Here is an 18,080-nt window from a genome sequence, read left to right as displayed (position 1 = left end):
GCAGTTGCAGTCGCGAGGGTCCTTTTGCCTGAGAGTTTCCGGGGCGGTTGCTCCTTCGGCGCCGACCCTTGACGTTCAACCAGAACCTCAAAGGCCAGTCTCTCCCGACGCGACTGTCGTCTATGTCCGGGACCAAACACCAGCCCGCGCAAGCTGTCAACGCGTCACGGCGGCTTTCAACCAGCTTTAGGAGCCGTGCAGCAAGCCCATGATGTTTCTGCACAGTTTCTGGACACGCGAAGTCGCCTTGTCTAAAAGCATTGCCGCCGAATTCCCGGACTTCTTCGATTGGATTGCTATGAGCGGCGTCAACGAGATCAGGTCGACCTTCCTCAATTTCTTCGCTGCGAACGGCCACGAGATCGTGCCGTCCTCGCCGCTCGTGCCGCGCAACGACCCGACCCTGATGTTCACGAACGCCGGCATGGTGCAGTTCAAGAACGTCTTCACCGGCGTCGAGAAGCGGCCGTACCACCGCGCCACGACGTCGCAGAAATGCGTGCGCGCCGGCGGCAAGCACAACGATCTGGACAATGTCGGCTACACCGCCCGGCATCACACCTTCTTCGAGATGCTCGGCAACTTCTCCTTCGGCGACTATTTCAAGGAGAACGCCATCGAGCTCGCCTGGAAGCTGGTCACCAAGGAGTTCGGCCTCCCGAAGGACAAGCTGACCGCGACCGTCTACATCGATGACGACGAAGCGTTCGGCCTCTGGAAGAAGATCGCCGGCCTGCCGGAATCGCGCATCATCCGGATCGCCGGCTCGGACAATTTCTGGCAGATGGGCGACACCGGCCCGTGCGGCCCGTGCTCGGAGATCTTCTACGACCACGGCGACAAGATCTGGGGCGGCCCGCCCGGCTCGCCGGAGGCCGATGGCGATCGCTTCATCGAGATCTGGAACCTCGTGTTCATGCAATACGAGCAGCTCGAGGGCGGGGTCCGCAATCCGCTGCCGAAGCCGTCGATCGACACCGGCGCCGGCCTGGAGCGCGTCGCCGCGGTGCTGCAGGGCAAGCACGACAATTACGACATCGACCTGTTCGTCGCCCTGATCCGCGCCATCGCCGACCTCACCAATGCCGACCCGCAGGGCCCGCAGAAGGCGTCGCTCCGCGTCATCGCCGACCATTTGCGCGCCTCGTCGTTCCTGATCTCGGACGGCGTGCTGCCCTCGAACGAGGGCCGCGGCTATGTGCTGCGCCGGATCATGCGCCGCGCGATGCGCCACGCCCAACTGCTCGGCGCCCGCGAGCCGCTGATGCACAAGCTCGTCGGCACGCTTTCGCGTGAGATGGGCCAGGCCTATCCGGAGCTGATCCGCGCCGAGGCGCTGATCAAGGAGACGCTGCGGCTCGAAGAGACCCGCTTCCGCAAGACGCTGGAGCGCGGGCTGGCCATCCTCGACGAGAAGTCGGCCTCGCTCTCGAAGGGCGACATGTTCGACGGCGACGTCGCCTTCACCCTGTACGACACCTACGGCTTCCCGCTCGATCTCACCCAGGACGCGCTGAAGTCGCGCGGCATCAGCGTCGACCAGGCTTCCTTCACCGACGCCATGGACCGCCAGCGTGCCAAGGCGCGCGCCGCCTGGGCCGGCTCCGGCGAGGCTGCGACCGAGACCGTCTGGTTCCCGCTGCGCGAGAAGCTCGGCGCCACCGAGTTCCTCGGCTATGAGACCGAGACCGCCGAAGGCGCGGTCACCGCGCTGGTCAAGAACGGCGCCGAGGTCGACAGCCTCAAGGCCGGCGAGAGCGGCGTCATCGTCCTGAACCAGACCCCGTTCTACGGCGAGTCCGGCGGCCAGGTCGGCGACACCGGCCTCATGACCGGCGACGGCGTCCGCGTGCGCATCACCGACACCCAGAAGAAGGCCGGCGACTTGTTCGCGCACATCGGCACCGTGGAGCAGGGCACGCTCAAGCTCGGCGCGGCGCTGCAGCTCGACGTCGACCACACCAGGCGCTCGGCGATCCGCGCCAACCACTCGGCGACCCACATCCTGCACGAGGCGCTGCGCCAGGTGCTCGGCGACCACATCGCCCAGCGCGGCTCGCTGGTCTCTCCGGACCGCCTGCGCTTCGACTTCGTCCATCCGAAGCCGATCACCCCGGATGAGCTCGCCCGCGTCGAGGACATCGCCAACGACGTCGTGCTCGAGAATGCCGAGGTCACGACCCGCCTGATGGGGCTCGACGATGCCCGCGAGGCCGGCGCCCGCGCGCTGTTCGGCGAGAAATATGGCGACGAGGTCCGCGTCGTCTCGATGGGCAACGCCGCGCGTGATCACGGCAATAACGCCATGGGCTGGTCGGTCGAGCTGTGCGGCGGCACCCATGTCAGGCGCACCGGCGACATCGGCCTGATCGCGGTCACCTCGGAGAGTGCGGTGGCGTCCGGTGTCCGCCGCATCGAGGCGCTGACGGCGCGCGGCGCCCGTGCGCATGCCAACCACAACCTCTCGCTCGCCAAGGCGGCGGCGGCCGAGCTGCGCACCACGGTCGAGGACGTGCCGGCGCGCATCACCGCGCTGATGGAGGAGCGCAAGAAGCTCGAGCGCGAGCTGTCGGACGCGCGCAAGAAGCTCGCGATGGGTGGCGGGGTCAGCGGTGTCATGTCAGCAGGGGAAGCTGCCGATAGCATGGAGGGGCGAGGCCGCACAGGTCCGACTCTGATCGGAGACATCAAGTTTTTCCGGCGCGTGGTCACCGGCATCGAGATGAAGGATCTGAAATCGCTGGCCGACGACGCCAAGAAGCAGCTCGGCTCCGGCGTGGTCGCGCTTGTCGCGACCTCGGAGGACGGCAAGGCCGGGGTCGTGGTCGGCGTCACCGCCGATCTCACTTCGCGTTTCAATGCGGTCGACCTCGTGCGGGCTGCGTCCGAGGCGCTCGGCGGCAAGGGCGGCGGCGGCCGTCCCGACATGGCCCAGGCCGGCGGTCCCGACGGCTCCAAGGCGGAGGCTGCGCTGGCCGCGATCGAGAGCGCGATCAGCAAGGCAGGCTGACCGTGCCGACGCTCGGGCCGGGCGAGAGCGTTCGCGATCCCGATCTGCGCGACCGGCTGTACGAGCTGCTCGAGCACGACCATCTGCCGAGCACGCACGGCTCGCGCGTCGTCCAGTTCATCGTGCTCGTCATCACGCTCGACGTGCTGGCGGTGGTGCTGGCCTCCGACCCGGACATCGCGGCCGCCATTGGCGGATTGCTGCGAGCGATCAAGGTCTGTTCGCTGATCGTGTTTGCCGCGGAGTATGTCGCTCGGCTCTGGAGCGTGGCGGGGCACATGCCGCGGCGCCAGTCGCCGCACCGGGAGCGGCTCGCCTACGCCTTGTCAGCGCTCGGCCTGATCGATCTCCTGTCCTTCGTGCCGGCCGCGATTGCGCTCGTGCTCGGCGACCGCAGCCTGGAAGCGGTGTGCATCGTGCTGCCGTTCCTCAAGCTGGTGCGCTATTCGCCGGCGCTGCGCTCGCTGCTGTCGGCGGTGCAGGCCGAGCGGCGCATCCTGATCGGCTGCCTCGTCATCCTGGCCGGCGCGGTGCTGCTGTTCGCCTCGCTGCTCTATGCGGTCGAGCGCGACGTCCAGCCCGACAAGTTCGGCACCATCCCGCACGCGATGTGGTGGGCGATCGTGACGCTCGGCACCGTCGGCTATGGCGATGTCGTGCCGGTGACGCCGCTCGGCCGCATCATCACGGTGTTCGCGATCATCTGGGGCTTCGCCATGATCGCGCTGCCGGTCGCGATCATCTCCACCGCGTTCGCCGAGGAGATCAAGCGGCGCGACTTCGTCGTCACTTGGGGCATGCTGGCGCGGGTGCCGCTGTTCTCGCATCTTTCGGCGTCCGAAATCGCCGACATCATGCGGCTGCTGCGCGCGCGCACGATCGAATCCGGCGAGGTGCTGGTGCGGCGCGGCGATGCCGCCTCCTCGATGTATTTCATCACTGCCGGCGAGGTCGAGATCGAGCTGCCGACGCAATGCGTCAAGCTCGCCGACGGCACGTTCTTCGGCGAGATCGCGCTGCTGCACCGGACCAAGCGCTCGGGCACCGTGACGGCGACGCGCAAGACCCGGCTGCTGGTGCTCGACGCGCAGGATTTCCATGCGCTGATCGCGCGGATGCCGGCGCTCGCCGCGCATGTCCGGACCATCGCCAAGGCGCGCATGGCCGATTCCGGCGACCTCGCCCTTGCCGAGCTGTCGCAGGCCGAGCACGACGACCAGACGGACGAGTAGGGGCTGCGCGCGGATTCCGTACGTCGTTGGCGACGGCAGGCGCGCGTCTCATTCCATCTTCCAACGAGTCAAACAGCCGGGCGCGCGCGCACCATCCCGCGGCGCGATTGCACCCAGGAGATGCGGAAGACGTCCGCCCTCGAGAGTGATGAGGGCGCAGGGAATGCCGGGTGAGGGCCTCACCCATGGCCCGCCTGCGGAAAAAAATGCAGGCGGCAGGTACCACAGGCAAAGCCGGTTCATCCGGCATTCCCTGCGCGGCGGTTTTAACGCTTATACGCGATCTCCTCGGTGCACCGGGCTTGTTGGCCACCGTGCGCGACGACGCGCTTCTCGCTCGCCGCCGCGGGGACACCAGCTTCGGGGTGTCAGGACCACGCGACTTCACGTCCGCGAGCGCATCAATCGTCCGCGCATGAAGCGCGCTGATGCCCTCACGTCCACCGCATTGCCGGCCCAACGTTTCGTGACGACGCGTACGCCCCTCATCCGGACCGGAACGTGGAGAGAATAGACATGATTTGCTGATTTTCGGAAGTGATTTATTTTTGCGCGAAGCCCTTGAAACGGGCGATGGCGTTGAAGCTGCTGATGAAATGCGCCGTTCCGGCGAAGGCCGATTTGGGGTGGCCGAGACCAATTTCGTTGCATGAACGGCCGGGACGCTGCTCGTCGGGCAAATCAACGACGACAGGTCACGACCGAATTTGGCCCGATCGCTCCGACTCGCCCGGCGCAGCACGTCACCCGGAGACCAAGGGCGCTTCTGGCCCGTCTCGGGCCTTTCGGTCCGCGGCGGAAGTTTACGCTATCAGGGTGCAACTGGAAGTAAGCTGGCAGTGACGCCACAAGGCAGTTTTTTTCTCCGAAGCTGGCTGACCCTCGGCTGACGCGTAACTGGTGTTTACACACTTAAACTGCACAACTGCCGATGCAATTCTGATGGGCTGGATGTCATGGGGATCGATGCCTTGAGAACGGCAATTGCATTGCTGCTTGTTGCCGCTGCGCTGTTAGTATCAGCACGGGCTGCGAACGACAGATTGCGTCAAGTGGTCTCTAACCTCAAAGCCTGCGTCCGCACGTATGCACCGACGGCCAAAGCCGCTGGGGTTGAGACAGCAGACGATGCCGTCAATTTCCTGATCGAGACATGCAGCCCACAGCCTAGTCATCTTGCGCCAGAGAACGTGGGCGCGATCCCTCCTGGTCTGCTTCGGGACGCCGTTCGCGATGAGTGGAATGCCCTCGTTCAAGATGCGCAGCCTCGCTAGGAAGTTGCCTCGGCCCGAGAGCTCTCGAACTCGCAGCTCCTCTCCAATGACGCGCGGAGACATCGTGCTTCCAGGCGAGCCGCTCGTGAGCGTAGCGACATACGGACGGCTTCACGTGGTCGGACCTGAACAGCAGATATTCCGCAGTGCGGCATGTGACGCTCATGTCACAGTTACGGTTATACCGACTCCCAAATATAATATGACTATTCAAAGGCGCCTCGGCGCTTGCTAGGATTGCCATCCAATCTTAGGTTGACGAAATCGCCCCTCGAATGGGCGGCGGCCGGGGATTGAGCCGTGGGGAAGCGCGTGCCGGGACGGAGGCTCTGGGCCGGGCGCGACAGAACAACATCCAGAGCCTGGGGACGCTGCGAGGAGCAGGAAAAATGAGTGGGTTTGCGACGACCGCGCGCATGTGCGGCGTAGGGGTTGCTTTGTCTTGTTTGTTGGGTGGCGGTGGTGCGGTCGCGGCCGATCTGCCGATGAAGGCGCCGCCGATTCCCTATGCGGGTGTCGATGATTTCTGGACGCGGCCGTATCTGTTCGGCGATCTCGGCCGGACCAGGCTGAAGGAGCAGGGCATCTCGCTCGCGCTCACGCTCGGCGACGAAGCCGTCACCAATCTGTCGGGTGGCTCGCGCAACACCGCGGCCAATGCCGGGCAATTGTGGTTCGAGGCCAAGTTCGACATGGCCAAGCTCGCCGGCATCCAGGGCGGCATGATCGGCGTGACGCTGGTCGATCGCTTCGGCAAGAATCTCAACAGCGAGGCCGGCATTCCGGCGCTGCAGCTGACCAACGAGGTGTTCGGCCGCGGCAACATCCTGCGCCTCACCGAGTTCTACTATCAGCAGAAGCTGTTCGACGACCGCCTCGTGCTCAAGGGCGGCCGGCTGCCGGTCGGCTCCGACTTCTTCTTCGGCCAGTGCGAGTTCATCAACCTGACCTTCTGCGGCGGCCAGCCGGGCAACATCCAGGGCGGCTACATCTACAACTGGCCGGTGAGCCAGTGGGCCGGCGTCGTGCACTACAACTTCACCAAGGAATGGAAGCTGTCGGTCGGCGTCTACGACGCCAATCCGAACTATCTGACGACGTCGGACGCGGGCGTCTATCTCGCGCCGGGCATTCCGCGCTCGAATCCGGCCGCAGGCGTCTTGGTGCCGGTCGAGGTGGTGTATGAACCGAGCGGTCCGCTCAACGGCACCTGGCGCGTCGGCGGCTGGTATGACAGCGCCTCGACCATCGACGGCGGTCTGCCCGGCATCACCGGCGTGTATGCCGGCGGCCCCGGCGTCGGCGATCAGAACCTCAGCAGCCAGCGCGGCCGCTACGGCTTCTACGAATCGATCCTGCAGCGGTTGACGGTCGAGGGTCCCAAGGCGCAGGGCTGGTACACCTTCCTCAACACCAGCGTCGCCGATCACCGCACCGCGTATCAGGACTACCAGATCTCCTGGGGCGTCAAGCACACCGGCACCTTCTCGTTCCGTCCCGACGACGAGGTCGGCTTCGCGGTCGGCACCACGCATGTCAACTCGGCGGCGCTGACGCCGAATGCGGGCGGCAACGAGGTGCCGATCGAGGCCTGGTATGGCTGGCAGGCGACCGGCTGGATGAACCTGAAGTTCGACGCCCAGTATGTCATCAATCCGGGCGGGCGGGGCTTCAATGGCGCCGGTGTCAAAACCGGCAATGCGGTGGTTCTCGGCCTGCGGACGGTGGTGCACTTCTGATCCTGTGATGTGAGCCGATGGGGCGGGTGTGCAGCATCCGCCCCATCGCGCGAGGCGCGCCCGGCTCACCGATCCGATGAGGAGCTGGCGTATCCTGCCCATCCGGGTGGGCCGCGATGCGATGACGTCGATTGACTCTTTCGCATTGCGGCACGACATCTCCTGGACCGCGACGCCGAGCCGCCAGGAGATCGCCATGACCGCAACAGACGTCCATCTCGCCCCTGGCCAGCGCCTGGGCGACGAGGTCGTGGACTGGCTTACCAACGGCACCCGCGACGAGCGCTTCATCGACAACATCTTCGCGCAGATGTGCATCCGGCTGCAGCGCGCCGGCATTCCGCTCAAGCGCGCCTCGCTGCACGTTCAGATCAACCATCCGCAATGGCTCGGCGCCCGGATGCTGTGGAGCGACGGCATGCAAGGGGCCGAGATCGCCCGCATCGACTACGACGTCCGCGAGCGGTCCGAATTCATCGGCAGCCCCGGCGCCGAAATCTACGGCGGTGCCGAGGAGATTCGCGAAGATCTGGCGCGCGATCCCAGGCTCGGCCGTCAGCATGCGATCTATGACGAGATGCGGGCGCAGGGCCTGACCGACTACGTCGCCTGGCCGATGTATCACACGCTCGGCAAGCGGCATTTCGTGACGTTCGCGACCGATCGCCACGGTGGCTTCGACCAGGCCGACATCGACGCGCTGCAGCGGCTGCTGCCGGTGCTGGCGCTGGTGAGCGAGATTCGCATCAAGAACCGCCTGGCGCGGACGTTGCTGGAGACCTATGTCGGGCCGCATGCGGCCGAGATGGTCCTGGCGGGAGCGACGCGGCGCGGCAGCGGCACGACGGTGCGCGCGGCGATCATGATCTGCGACCTCAGAGACTTCACCAGGATCTCCGACAACTGGCCGCGCGACGATGTCATCGATCTGCTCAACGGCTATTTCGACGCGATGGTGGAACCGATCACGCAGCACGGCGGCGAGATCCTGAAGTTCATCGGCGACGGCCTGCTCGCGATCTTTCCGCTCACCGAGCCCGCAGCCTGTGCCAACTTGCTGCATGCCGTGACTGGCGCCAGGCAGGCGATGGCGGAGCTGAACGCACGCAACGCCGAGAGCGGCCGGGCGCCGCTCCGCTACGGCATCGGCATCCATGTCGGTGACGTGATGTACGGCAACATCGGCTCGCAGACACGTCTGGATTTCACGGTGATCGGACCCGCGGTCAACATGGCCTCGCGCATGGAGGCGCTGACCAAGCAGGTCGGCCGTCCCGTGCTGATGTCGCGTGCGTTTGCCGAGCTCGTCGAGGGCCCGTTCGCGCTGGAGCGCGTCGGCGAATTTCCGGTACGCGGCTTCAGCGACCCGATCGAGCTGTTTTCGTTCGAGGGGTAGCGAATTCGGGCAGGGCCGTGTCGATCGACTGAGCCTAGCCCAGCCGGGGCGGGTGCCAGAAAACAACATCCGGCGCGAACAAGACGATTGCGATGGCGATGGGCCCTCCGGCAACCAAGATCATGATGATCGCCCGCGACGACAGTCTTTGGGCATGCGGAAGGAAGGTCAGTGCGCGGATCGCTGCTCCGGTCAAGAAGCCTGCTCTCGCAATCGGCAGCAGCGGAATGGCGAGCAGATCGTTGAGTGTACAGGTGCTGTGACAACGATCCGACGCTGGCGACCACCAATGCCGTATCCCGTCGAACGCAGTCAGCAGCACGACGATCAGCGTCGCCACGAGCAACGCCCGCCACGACGGCATTAGAACAGCGATCGCGTAGGAGACGATGCATGCGGCGAGCACCTGCGTCAGGATGTCGAGCATCGTCCGCCCGCGAGTGGATTCTCATCCAAAAAGGGCGCCACCACCTCGCGCGTCTCCGCGCTTGTCACCACCGGCACGATCTCGAAGGTCATGCCGGTGTCGCGGGCGTTGGCGAGAACCCAATGCTGCAGCAGGCGGGCGTCGTCGCATTCCATCAGCTGGAAGCAGCGGTCGAAGTTCGGCTCGATCCAGCTGCCGAGATATTTGAGCCCTTCGGGAAACGTGATGCCGGGATCGCGCACGCGGCGGTAGACCGGAATCGGATCGCGGTCCTTGAAACGTTCGATCACCATGAACAGCATGCGCGCCTCCGGTTGCCGCCCATTGTGGGCGAGTTCGCGCGCCTGTTCCAGATCGCCCCGGTTGTCTCGTCTCCGGACGCGGCCGTCCGCTCAGCGCCGCCCGGCCATCATCCGGCCGATGCAATTGTTGAACGACATCGTGTTGCCGCCGGCGCCGTTGCGGCCGTATTCCCAATGGCCGGTGGCGGGATTGCAGCGGCCGCCGATCTCGATCGCGCAGCGCTGGCTGATGCTGGTGCAGCGGCCGCCGCCGCTGACGCGCTTCGGCTCCGGCTCGGAGCGCGCCGCCACCGCCGGCTCCTTCTTGCGCGCCGGCTCGTCGCGCCTGAGCGCCTCGTCCGGCTTCTTCGCGACCGGCTCGTCCTTGCGCCTCACGCAATCGCCATCCCCGTCGCGCGCCTGACCGGCGGGGCAGGCGATAGCGACGCAAGCATCGCCGTCGGCGCGCCGGCCTTTGGGGCAGAGCACCGGGCAGACACGGGCCGTCTTCGCCTTGACGGCGTCGAGCGCGTCGAGGCTGGCGAGCTTGGTATCGAACCGGGTGCCAGCCTGCTTGTTGAAGCGCTCCAGCGCCCGGCGCGCGTTGAGATCCCAGGTGCCGTCGCTGTCGGAGGTGCTGCAGCCGACGCGCCGCAGTTCGCTGGCAAGCTCGCGTGCCGGGTCCGGCGGCGCGACCTTGTCCGCGGGCGGCGGCAACGCCGCGACCATCGCGGGCTTGGCTGGCTCGGACGCCGCGGGCGGCTTGTCCGCACGTTGCCCTGACGCTTCGGGCGGGCTGCGCGTGACGTCGGTCGTGGCGGGCGCGGCGACGTTGGCTGCCGCCGGCGCGAGCTTGGCGCGCTGCGCCCTGGCGAGCGCGGCGTAGAATCCGCTTGGATACTTCTCGATGAAGGCATCGAACGCCGCCTCGCTGCCGATGCGCTCGGCGAGCTCGTAGTCGCGCCGCATCGCCGCGTCGGAATCGGCCGCCGCGCTCGGAGCTTGCACGACCGGCACCAGCGCCACGTCGTTGCCGCCGAGCGATCCGTAGACATAGGGCTCCTGGCGATAGCCGGTCGCCTTCAGCACGTCGTCGCGGACGAAGCCGAACGCGCGGCGCAGATCGAGGCCGGGCTTTGGCAGATGCGCCACCAGCGCCGTTGCGAACGGGCTGTTGCTGGCGTCGCCGTCGGCGGCGGTCGACCCGGCCTTGGCCGAGAATGCGATCATCGTGTTCGGGCTCGACGGCTCGACCTTGGCGAGGCCGCGTCCGATGCTGCGCGAGGCGACGCTGCGCTTCATCGTCTTGGCGAACGGATTGTCGCGGCAGGCGTCGAGCACGACGAGGCGCAACTGCTTGGCCGGCTCGATCGCGAACAGCACGCGCTCGAGCGCGATCGCCTCGTCGAGAACGTCGCTGTCCGCCTCCAGCGCGGCATCGGTCGGGATCAGATAGTTGGTGCCGTCGAGCTCGATGCCGTGGCCGGCGTAGTAGATCACCGCGACCTCGGCCTCGCGCGCCCGCGCCCCGAACTCGCGCAAGGCCCGGCGCATCTCCTGCACGCCGAGATCGAGCCTGACGTCGACGCGCTCGAAGCCGGCGTTGCGGAACATGTCGCCGACGAGCTTCGCATCGTTGGCCGGGTTCGATAGCCTGGCGACAGTCTTGTAGGCGGAGTTGCCGATGATCAGCGCGACGCGCTTGTCCGCCAGCGCGGCGGTGCTGCCTGAACTGATGAGAACGAGAACAAGCAACAGGTAACGCAATGCCGTCATGACAGCCCCGGAGTCGGTCGTGCGTCAGACTATCCGGCAATATCGGCAAAGCAAGGTCGTCGGCCTTGAGCGATGACCGCTCGCACTACTGTCCGGAGGGCGTGCGCAGGCCGTGCCAGGCGTCGCGCACCTGGTGGTAGTGCACCTCGGGCAGATAGTCCGGCGTATTCAGATTGAGGTTCTTGACGTCGAGCCGGCCGATCGCGCTGAGCAGCGTATAGGAGGCGATGACGCGGTCGCGCTGCGCGCCGATCAGCCGTGCCTTGGCCTGGATCAGATCGGCCTGCGAGTTGAGCACGTCGACCGTGGTGCGCTGGCCGCCCTGGGCCTCGCGCGACACGCCTTGCAGCGCGATGGTGGCGGCCTTCACCTCGGCCTCGGAGGCGCTGACGGCGACCTTGGCACCCTCGTTGGCAACCCAGGCGCTGACCACCGCAGTTCGCGCCTGGTTGCGGACCTGGTCGAGCACGAGGCGGCTCTGCGCCGCGAGCTCCTTGCTCTGGCGGGTCTGCGACGCCGCCGTGCCGCCGTCATAGATCGGCGCGGTGATGCTGCCGACGATCGATGCCTGGTCGGTGCCGAAGGTACCCAGCGTCTGATCCGAATCGCGGCTGCGGCTGACACCGCCCTGCAGGGTCACGCTCGGCAGCAGCGCGCCCTCGGCGACCTTGATCGAGGTCGAGGCCACGTCGACGTCGAAGCTCGCCGCAGCCACGGCCGGATTTTCCTTGTTGCCGAGCGCAATCGCGTCCTCGCGGCTGCGCGGCAGCAGGCGATCGATCGGGTCGGCCGCGCGCAGCTGGCCCGGCGCCATGCCGATGACCTGGGCATAGGTCGCCTGGCTGATGGCGAGGTTGACCTCGGCGGCGTTGAGATCGGACAGCCCGCGCGACAGCCGCGCCTCGGCCTGCGAGGCGTCGGTCGGCGTGACGTCGCCGGCATTGAGACGGCGCTGCGTGACCGAGAGCGTCTCGCGCAGGAAGGCGACGTTGGAGCGCTGTGCCTCGACCAGCGACTGGTTGGCGAGCACATTGGTGTAGGCGGTGACGGCGTCGAGCAGTACGCCCTGGCCGACATTGCGCAGCGCCTCGCGGCCCGACTGCACCTGCAGCTCGGCCATGCGGACGCTGTTGGCGGTCCGGAAGCCGTTGAACAGCGTCTGCGTAACGGTGACGCCGATGGTCCAGGGCTTCAATGTCGCGGTCTGGATCGTGTTGTTGGGCAGCAGATTGCGCACCGCCTGCAGGCCGGCGCCGAGGCTCGCGATCAGTTGCGGACGATAGCCGGCCAGCGCCTGCGGCACGTTCTCGTCGGTGGCGCGCTGGCGCGCGCGCTCCGCATTCAGCGCCGGATTGGTCTGATAGGCTTTCGCGAGCGCGGCGGCGAGATCCTCGGCGCGCGCGGGCGAGCACACGACGACAAGGCTGCCCGCGAGGGTCAGGCCGAGGCCGATCCTTCGCACACGCATCTTGCCGACGCCAAATTCTTTGGCTCGACCCACCATCCGACTCCGCCGCGTCTCACTGTCTTAACCAGTTGTTTACCTGTTTAGGGCGGATGGCGGCCACACACAAACCGCCGATGTGGAATCTGGCGGGCTTTTCCATGGTTTGTTGTGGCGTGCTCGCCACAGGCCGTTTGTCGCAGTGCTGCGGCCCGGCGCGCGGATACGCGCTTGGTAAGCGGGTGAGGTGCACCCGGCGACATGAGAGGCAGATCGATTCGTTCAGCTGCGAGTGACCCGCAGCAATCTCAGCGGTTCTTGTTCACCGGCTTGCGCTTCTCGATGAACGCGGCCATGCCCTCGGCGCGGTCTTCGAGCGCGAAGGTGGCGTGGAACAGGTTGCGCTCGACATTCATGCCTTCGGACAGCGGGGTCTCGAAGGCGCGGTTGACGGCCTCCTTGGCCATCGCCGCTGCCGGGCGCGACATCGATGCGATCTTCTCGGCCGCAGCCATCACCTCATCCATCAGCCTGTCGGCCGGCACGATGCGGCTGACGAGGCCGGAGCGTTCGGCCTCGGCCGCATCCATCATGCGGCCGGTGAGGCAGAGGTCCATCGCCTTGGCCTTGCCGATCGCGCGCGTCAGGCGCTGGGTGCCGCCGATGCCCGGAATGGTGCCGAGCGTGATCTCGGGCTGGCCGAATTTCGCGGTGTCGGCAGCGATGATGAAGTCGCACATCATCGCGAGCTCGCAGCCGCCGCCGAGCGCGTAGCCGGCGACCGCCGCAATCGTCGGCTTGCGGCAGCGCGCGACGCGGTCGCCGCCGATCGCGGTGAAGTCGCTCGAGAACATGTCGATGAAGCTCTTGGGCTGCATCTCCTTGATGTCGGCGCCCGCGGCGAACGCCTTCTCGCTGCCGGTGATCACGATGCAGCCGATGGCGTCGTCGGCCTCGAGGTCATCCACGGCGGCGGCGATCTCGCGGAAGACGCCGAACGACAGCGCGTTGAGCATCTTCGGCCGGTTCAGGGTGATGATTCCGACCGCGCCTTTGCCTTCGACGATGATGTGCTCGTAAACGCTCATGATCCCACCCCGAGAAATCAAAACAGCGGGCAATGTGCCCGCTGGATCGATGCGCATCAAGTAGGTGCGGCGCCGCGCGGCGCCTCAGATCATGAACATCCGTGCCGCCGAGCCCAGGGTGAGCAGGGTGCCGCAGGCGATGAAGATCTTGCCGATGATCGAGGCCTTGTCCCAGCCGGAGCTGTCGTCATTGCTGACCGTGACCATGTTCACGGTGACGTCCGAGGCCGCCGGCGCGTCGCTCGGCGCGGCGTCGGCCGATTCCGCCGCGGGTGCGGCCTGAGCCTGGGCTTCGACCGGCATCGGCGCCGGGAATCCGTCCTGCTTCGCCGCCGGAGCGCTCTCGGACCCCACCGGCAAGAACGGACTGTAGCTCTGCTGTTCGGCCGCGCGGGCGAATCCAGTGCCAACGAGGCCCAGAACGAACGCGGCGGCAATGATCAATGCTGAACGTCCACTGGCTTGGATCGTCATCGTCGGCTCTCTCCCCATCCCGCCAGCCCAGGCCGGAGTGAGACCCCGACAGATGTCGAGAACGGGGCAGAAAATGGGTATCTTCCTGCCGCTCACGGCAAAAGCTGGGCGGCGCCGCACTTTGCGGCGCGGCCCATTAAACCTGATCATGCACCTTTCGATTCGGTGCTATGGAGCGGTTCCAAGACTTGCCCGGTGGCGTGCTCTCGTTGTGGCGTAACTCGGATGGTTCCGAGGCCAATGCCCGCATCACGAATTAGTGATCAGGATGTCGCGAGAGTAACAAGCTGACGATTCGGGCGAATTGCTGGGGGTGGAGCGGAGTTGCGCGAGCGTGACGACGAGTGGACGGGCTGGATGCGCCAGGCCGTCGCCGGTGACGACGAGGCCTATCATCGCCTGCTGAGGGCGATCACGCCGGTGTTGCGCGCAGCATCACGGCGCGGGCTGGCGCGCGCCGGTCAGCCCCCCGACCAGGCCGAGGACATCGTGCAGGAAATTCTGTTGGCGGTTCATCTCAAGCGGCACACCTGGGACGTCGACGCGCCGTTCGCGCCCTGGCTGTTCGCGATCGCGCGCAACAAGCTGATCGACATGCTGCGCCGGCGCGGCCGGCGGGTGTTCGTCGACATCGACGATTTCTCGGAGACGCTGGCCGACGAGCCGCCGGCGCCCACCGTCTCGGCCGGCGAGGTCGAGGCGCAGCTGAAGACCCTGCCGCAGCGTCAGCGCGACGTGCTGCAGTCGATCGCAGTCGAGGCTGCCTCGATCAAGCAGACCGCGGAGAAGTTTTCCATGAGCGAGGGCGCGGTGCGGGTGGCGCTGCACCGCGCGCTCGCAAGCCTCACGGCCAAGCTACGGGATACCTGACCATGGACACCGATCAGCTCATCCGCACCCTCGCCGCCGACAATGCGCAGCGCGCGCAGCCGGTCGGCATCGTGCTGGCGCTGGCCCTGATGGCGGCAACGCCGGTCTCGACCGCAATGCTGCTCATCGGCCTCGGCGTCCGGCCGGACATCTGGCTCGCGGTGCGCAATCCGTTCTTCGACCTGAAGTTCGTCGTCACCACGGCGCTGGCGATCCCGGCGCTGATCATCAGCCTGCATCTGTCGCGCCCTGAAGCTTCGCTGCAGGGCTGGAGCTGGCTCCTGATCGCGCCGATCATCGTCCTCGTCGGCGGCATGGCGGCGGAGATGATGCTGCCGCAGCGCACACCGATGATGGCGCGGCTGGTCGGCCACAATTCGATGGTGTGCATGAGCGCCATTCCCGTGCTGTCGCTGCCGCTGCTGGCCGCCGCGCTGTTCGGCCTGCGCCATGGCGCGCCGTCGCGTCCGGCGATGACGGGCGCGATCGCCGGGCTGGTCTCGGCGGGCATGGCGGCGACGCTCTATGCCGCGCATTGCACCGACGATTCGCCGCTGTTCGTGGCCACCTGGTACACGGTGGCCGCGCTGATCGTGGCCGGGCTCGGCGCGCTCATCGGCGCGAGGGTGCTGCGCTATTGACCGGGGGCGGCTACGCCTGCACCGGCGTCGCGGCGTCCTGGACGCGATGGAAGCGCAGCACCTGCTGCGCGGTGGACCGCCGGAGCCGCTCATAGGTGGCCTTGCAGGCGTCGAGATCGGTCGTCGCGGTGGTGGCGAGCCCATCGCGCATCAGGATGATCGACTTCACCGTTGGCCATGACAGGCCTGCGACCTTGGCGAGGATCATGACGCCCTCGGCGCGGCTTTCGATCATGATGCTCTCGGCGACCGCGACCGGCACGTTGGCCATGGCCGCCACGGCGGCATTGGCCTCGTCGAACCTGCGCTGCTCGGTGAACTGCACGACGAGACGATCGTCGAGCCGGCCCTCGGCATGCAGCGAGCGCACCAGCGCGTGCGCGATCTCGGTCTGGCTGGTCAGCGCCGCCGCGCTCGATCGCGCCCGCCGCCCTGCCGTCCGCACCGCCGAGAAGACCTCCTGCGCGAGCTTCGGGTTTGCCGCCTCGAGCCGCGCGCGGACCGTGGCCGACGCCTTGGCGACCAGCTTCAGATAGAGATGGCGCGGCAGATTGGGCCGCATGGCGAGGCACGCGGCGAGGTTTTCGTCCAGCGCGGCGCGATCGGCCAGCGTGTCGAGGCTGGCCTCCGAGACGTCGGCGCCGGGATTGCTGACGGTGCTGTGAACGACCTCGTCGTTGCCGCGCCTGAGCAGGATGTCGGTGACGGCGCGGCTGAGCACGCGCCGGAGCGAGATCGCGAGCAGATGCGCCTGGCTCTTGGTCTCGGCTGTGCGGATCAGCGCGGCCTCGTCGAGCCGTTCGGACTTCGACAGCACCGGGCCTGCGACATCGATGGCGTCGTCATCGGCCAGCCGGTAGAGCGTCCGCGGCGGCGCCGACGCCAGCGGCGCCAGCCGCCGCGCGAGCAGCGCGCGGGCCGAGATCTCGATGTGCTCGATCAGGCATTCGAACACGTCGTCGAACAGCGCGACCTGATCATCGGCGAAGTCCGTCGCGCCGTCGACGAACAGGTCCGTCACCTTGCGCAGGGTCTCGACCCGCCGGGCGACGGTGCCGTGCGCGAGCGTGTCCTCGAGTTCGTCGAGCAGGCTTTCGTTCGGGGCGGGTTTCGGGGTCATGCCGGGACGGCGCAGGCGCTGGTGACGCGATTGCGGCCCTGCGCCTTCGAGTCGTAGAGCGCACGATCGGCCCGGGCGAGCAGCGAATCGGCGGTCTCGTCGCCGCGCGGGGTGGCCACGCCGGCCGAGAACGTGACCTGCAGGCCGGTCGAAAACGCACTCCAGTCGAGGCCGGCGATGATCTGGCGCAATCGTTCGGCGAGCCGCGCCGCGGCGTCGGCCGGTGCGCCCGGCAGCACCAGCAGGAATTCCTCGCCGCCGTAGCGGCCGAAGCGGTCGCTGCCGCGAATGTTGGCGAAGATGGTGATGGCGAAGGTGCGCAGCACGTCGTCGCCGGTCGGATGACCATGCGTGTCGTTGATGCGCTTGAACCAGTCGAGATCGATCAGCACGACCGAGCAGGGCTGGCCGCCCTGCCGCGCCTGCGCCATCTCCTCGTCCAGCACATCCATGATCGAGCGCCGGTTCAGCGCGCCGGTGAGCTCGTCGATCTCGGCCAGCTCCTCGATGCGGCGATAGGCTTCCTTGAGCTTCTGTCCGCGCTGGTACAGCGTCTCGCGCAGCGCGCTGGAGAAGATGCCGAGGAACATGCAGCCGGCGATGGTGAGGAGGAAGACCAGGAGCGTCGCGAGCCGCTCGAGGCCGCTGTCGTGCGGCATGCCGAGCGGCTTGTCGGTGAGCAGGAACAATCCCGCCAGCCCGATCGCGAGGAACGTCCAGCAGATCGCGCTCTGGCGCGGCGTCGCCCGCAGCGAGGCAAAGGCGACGACGATGTACAGCGTGCACAGGAAGAGGATGCTGACTTCGGGCGCGATGTAGCAGAACGCGACCGTGATCATCATGCTGGCGAGCGATTGCGGCACCACGAGGTAGTGGTCGCGGAAACGGTCGTTGAAGCCGCTTTCCGACAGGGCGGTCCACAGCGCGACGGTCAGAATGCCGGTCGCTGCGTAGGCTGGCGCGATCGTGACCGGGACGGTTCCCGCCTCTGCGTAGATCAGCAGGATGACGGCGTCGATCAGGTAGCATCCGGCGACCAGCGCCAGCATCTGCCGGCGCCGCCCGGCACGACGCGCGCGCAGGTCGCTGGCCGGAGACGGTTGCGCGTCCCCGGCCTCGGTGACATTCGGACTGGGAATAGGCGGTGCCGTCGTGCCCATGTGCTCGCGATTCTTCGTCGTTGGCTTAAAATCTACGTGGGAAAGCATTTAACTTTGGTATCTATGGGCATGGACGAAGAGGCCGCCGGCGTCGTGCTGCGACGGGGAATCTACGGCTTTCAGGGCGTGCAGTTGGCGGGAACGGGCG

General features: G+C 67.0%; 15 protein-coding genes and 1 riboswitch. Of the genes, 7 read left to right on the top strand and 8 right to left on the bottom strand.

Going from position 1 to position 18,080, the window contains the following annotated elements; all coding sequences use genetic code 11:
• Positions 1 to 6: 6 nt before the first annotated feature.
• A riboswitch (glycine riboswitch) is annotated at positions 7 to 117 on the bottom strand.
• A gap of 181 nt (positions 118 to 298) precedes the next feature.
• From alaS to QX094_RS00925, 5 genes are all read left to right on the top strand, one after another.
• Positions 299 to 3,010, top strand: coding sequence for an alanine--tRNA ligase (alaS, locus tag QX094_RS00945; RefSeq protein WP_316188184.1), 2,712 nt, complete (start codon positions 299 to 301; stop codon positions 3,008 to 3,010).
• Positions 3,011 to 3,012: 2 nt separating this feature from the next.
• Entirely contained in the window at positions 3,013 to 4,242 is a 1,230-nt protein-coding gene (locus QX094_RS00940; protein ID WP_315828235.1) for a cyclic nucleotide-gated ion channel, read from the top strand.
• Between the two features lie 521 nt (positions 4,243 to 4,763).
• The gene (locus QX094_RS00935) at positions 4,764 to 4,895 is read left to right on the top strand and encodes a hypothetical protein (protein ID WP_316171163.1); all 132 of its coding nucleotides are present in this window, start codon (positions 4,764 to 4,766) and stop codon (positions 4,893 to 4,895) included.
• A 1,010-nt stretch (positions 4,896 to 5,905) separates the two neighbouring features.
• Positions 5,906 to 7,255, top strand: a complete 1,350-nt coding sequence (locus QX094_RS00930) for a carbohydrate porin (RefSeq protein WP_315828237.1) — start codon at positions 5,906 to 5,908, stop codon at positions 7,253 to 7,255.
• A gap of 196 nt (positions 7,256 to 7,451) precedes the next feature.
• Positions 7,452 to 8,651, top strand: coding sequence for an adenylate/guanylate cyclase domain-containing protein (locus tag QX094_RS00925; RefSeq protein WP_315753104.1), 1,200 nt, complete (start codon positions 7,452 to 7,454; stop codon positions 8,649 to 8,651).
• Between the two features lie 34 nt (positions 8,652 to 8,685).
• Here QX094_RS00925 and QX094_RS00920 read toward each other — a convergent pair whose 3' ends face one another.
• The 6 genes from QX094_RS00920 to QX094_RS00895 form a co-directional block, all read right to left on the bottom strand.
• Positions 8,686 to 9,078, bottom strand: a complete 393-nt coding sequence (locus tag QX094_RS00920; protein ID WP_315716076.1) for a hypothetical protein — start codon at positions 9,076 to 9,078, stop codon at positions 8,686 to 8,688.
• Positions 9,063 to 9,380, bottom strand: a complete 318-nt coding sequence (locus tag QX094_RS00915; protein WP_315753102.1) for a DUF3303 domain-containing protein — start codon at positions 9,378 to 9,380, stop codon at positions 9,063 to 9,065. Before QX094_RS00915 ends, QX094_RS00920 begins: the two co-directional genes overlap by 16 nt.
• A 90-nt stretch (positions 9,381 to 9,470) precedes the next feature.
• Positions 9,471 to 11,135 (bottom strand): caspase family protein, encoded by a 1,665-nt coding sequence (locus tag QX094_RS00910; protein ID WP_316187493.1) that lies wholly within the window; start codon positions 11,133 to 11,135, stop codon positions 9,471 to 9,473.
• A gap of 85 nt (positions 11,136 to 11,220) precedes the next feature.
• The gene (locus tag QX094_RS00905; protein WP_315753100.1) at positions 11,221 to 12,639 is read right to left on the bottom strand and encodes a TolC family outer membrane protein; all 1,419 of its coding nucleotides are present in this window, start codon (positions 12,637 to 12,639) and stop codon (positions 11,221 to 11,223) included.
• 248 nt (positions 12,640 to 12,887) lie between these two features.
• The gene (locus QX094_RS00900; RefSeq protein ID WP_315716080.1) at positions 12,888 to 13,667 is read right to left on the bottom strand and encodes an enoyl-CoA hydratase; all 780 of its coding nucleotides are present in this window, start codon (positions 13,665 to 13,667) and stop codon (positions 12,888 to 12,890) included.
• An 84-nt stretch (positions 13,668 to 13,751) separates the two neighbouring features.
• Positions 13,752 to 14,141: a hypothetical protein gene (locus tag QX094_RS00895; protein ID WP_315753098.1), complete on the bottom strand. Its 390-nt coding sequence runs from the start codon at positions 14,139 to 14,141 to the stop codon at positions 13,752 to 13,754.
• Positions 14,142 to 14,465: 324 nt separating this feature from the next.
• Here QX094_RS00895 and QX094_RS00890 point away from each other — a divergent pair, with 324 nt between their 5' ends.
• Positions 14,466 to 15,011, top strand: coding sequence for a sigma-70 family RNA polymerase sigma factor (locus QX094_RS00890; RefSeq protein ID WP_315716082.1), 546 nt, complete (start codon positions 14,466 to 14,468; stop codon positions 15,009 to 15,011).
• Between the two features lie 2 nt (positions 15,012 to 15,013).
• Positions 15,014 to 15,652, top strand: coding sequence for a DUF1109 domain-containing protein (locus QX094_RS00885; RefSeq protein WP_315753096.1), 639 nt, complete (start codon positions 15,014 to 15,016; stop codon positions 15,650 to 15,652).
• 10 nt (positions 15,653 to 15,662) lie between these two features.
• On the opposite strand, the gene QX094_RS00880 is transcribed toward QX094_RS00885, so the two are convergent.
• Both QX094_RS00880 and QX094_RS00875 read right to left on the bottom strand, forming a co-directional pair.
• Positions 15,663 to 16,772, bottom strand: a complete 1,110-nt coding sequence (locus tag QX094_RS00880; RefSeq protein ID WP_316187490.1) for a DUF2336 domain-containing protein — start codon at positions 16,770 to 16,772, stop codon at positions 15,663 to 15,665.
• Positions 16,769 to 17,932 carry a GGDEF domain-containing protein gene (locus QX094_RS00875; protein WP_316187488.1) on the bottom strand — a complete coding sequence of 388 codons (1,164 nt, stop codon included), beginning with the start codon at positions 17,930 to 17,932 and terminating at the stop codon, positions 16,769 to 16,771. Before QX094_RS00875 ends, QX094_RS00880 begins: the two co-directional genes overlap by 4 nt.
• Positions 17,933 to 18,080 lie beyond the last annotated feature (148 nt).

Origin of the sequence: Bradyrhizobium sp. SZCCHNS1050 (assembly GCF_032484785.1) — a bacterium.
Lineage (GTDB): Bacteria > Pseudomonadota > Alphaproteobacteria > Rhizobiales > Xanthobacteraceae > Bradyrhizobium.
The sequence above is the reverse complement of the archived record's forward strand: the minus strand, read 5'-3'. Positions and strand labels throughout refer to the sequence as shown.

What these genes read in the sequence shown, in the direction of transcription:
- QX094_RS00905 (WP_315753100.1), bottom strand. Translation starts at nt 12,639, where the DNA reads ATGGTGGGTCGAGCCAAAGAATTTGGCGTCGGCAAGATGCGTGTGCGA.
- alaS (WP_316188184.1), top strand. Translation starts at nt 299, where the DNA reads ATGAGCGGCGTCAACGAGATCAGGTCGACCTTCCTCAATTTCTTCGCT.
- QX094_RS00915 (WP_315753102.1), bottom strand. Translation starts at nt 9,380, where the DNA reads ATGCTGTTCATGGTGATCGAACGTTTCAAGGACCGCGATCCGATTCCG.
- QX094_RS00925 (WP_315753104.1), top strand. Translation starts at nt 7,452, where the DNA reads ATGACCGCAACAGACGTCCATCTCGCCCCTGGCCAGCGCCTGGGCGAC.
- QX094_RS00900 (WP_315716080.1), bottom strand. Translation starts at nt 13,667, where the DNA reads ATGAGCGTTTACGAGCACATCATCGTCGAAGGCAAAGGCGCGGTCGGA.
- QX094_RS00880 (WP_316187490.1), bottom strand. Translation starts at nt 16,772, where the DNA reads ATGACCCCGAAACCCGCCCCGAACGAAAGCCTGCTCGACGAACTCGAG.
- QX094_RS00895 (WP_315753098.1), bottom strand. Translation starts at nt 14,141, where the DNA reads ATGACGATCCAAGCCAGTGGACGTTCAGCATTGATCATTGCCGCCGCG.
- QX094_RS00920 (WP_315716076.1), bottom strand. Translation starts at nt 9,078, where the DNA reads ATGCTCGACATCCTGACGCAGGTGCTCGCCGCATGCATCGTCTCCTAC.
- QX094_RS00875 (WP_316187488.1), bottom strand. Translation starts at nt 17,932, where the DNA reads ATGGGCACGACGGCACCGCCTATTCCCAGTCCGAATGTCACCGAGGCC.
- QX094_RS00885 (WP_315753096.1), top strand. Translation starts at nt 15,014, where the DNA reads ATGGACACCGATCAGCTCATCCGCACCCTCGCCGCCGACAATGCGCAG.
- QX094_RS00930 (WP_315828237.1), top strand. Translation starts at nt 5,906, where the DNA reads ATGAGTGGGTTTGCGACGACCGCGCGCATGTGCGGCGTAGGGGTTGCT.
- QX094_RS00910 (WP_316187493.1), bottom strand. Translation starts at nt 11,135, where the DNA reads ATGACGGCATTGCGTTACCTGTTGCTTGTTCTCGTTCTCATCAGTTCA.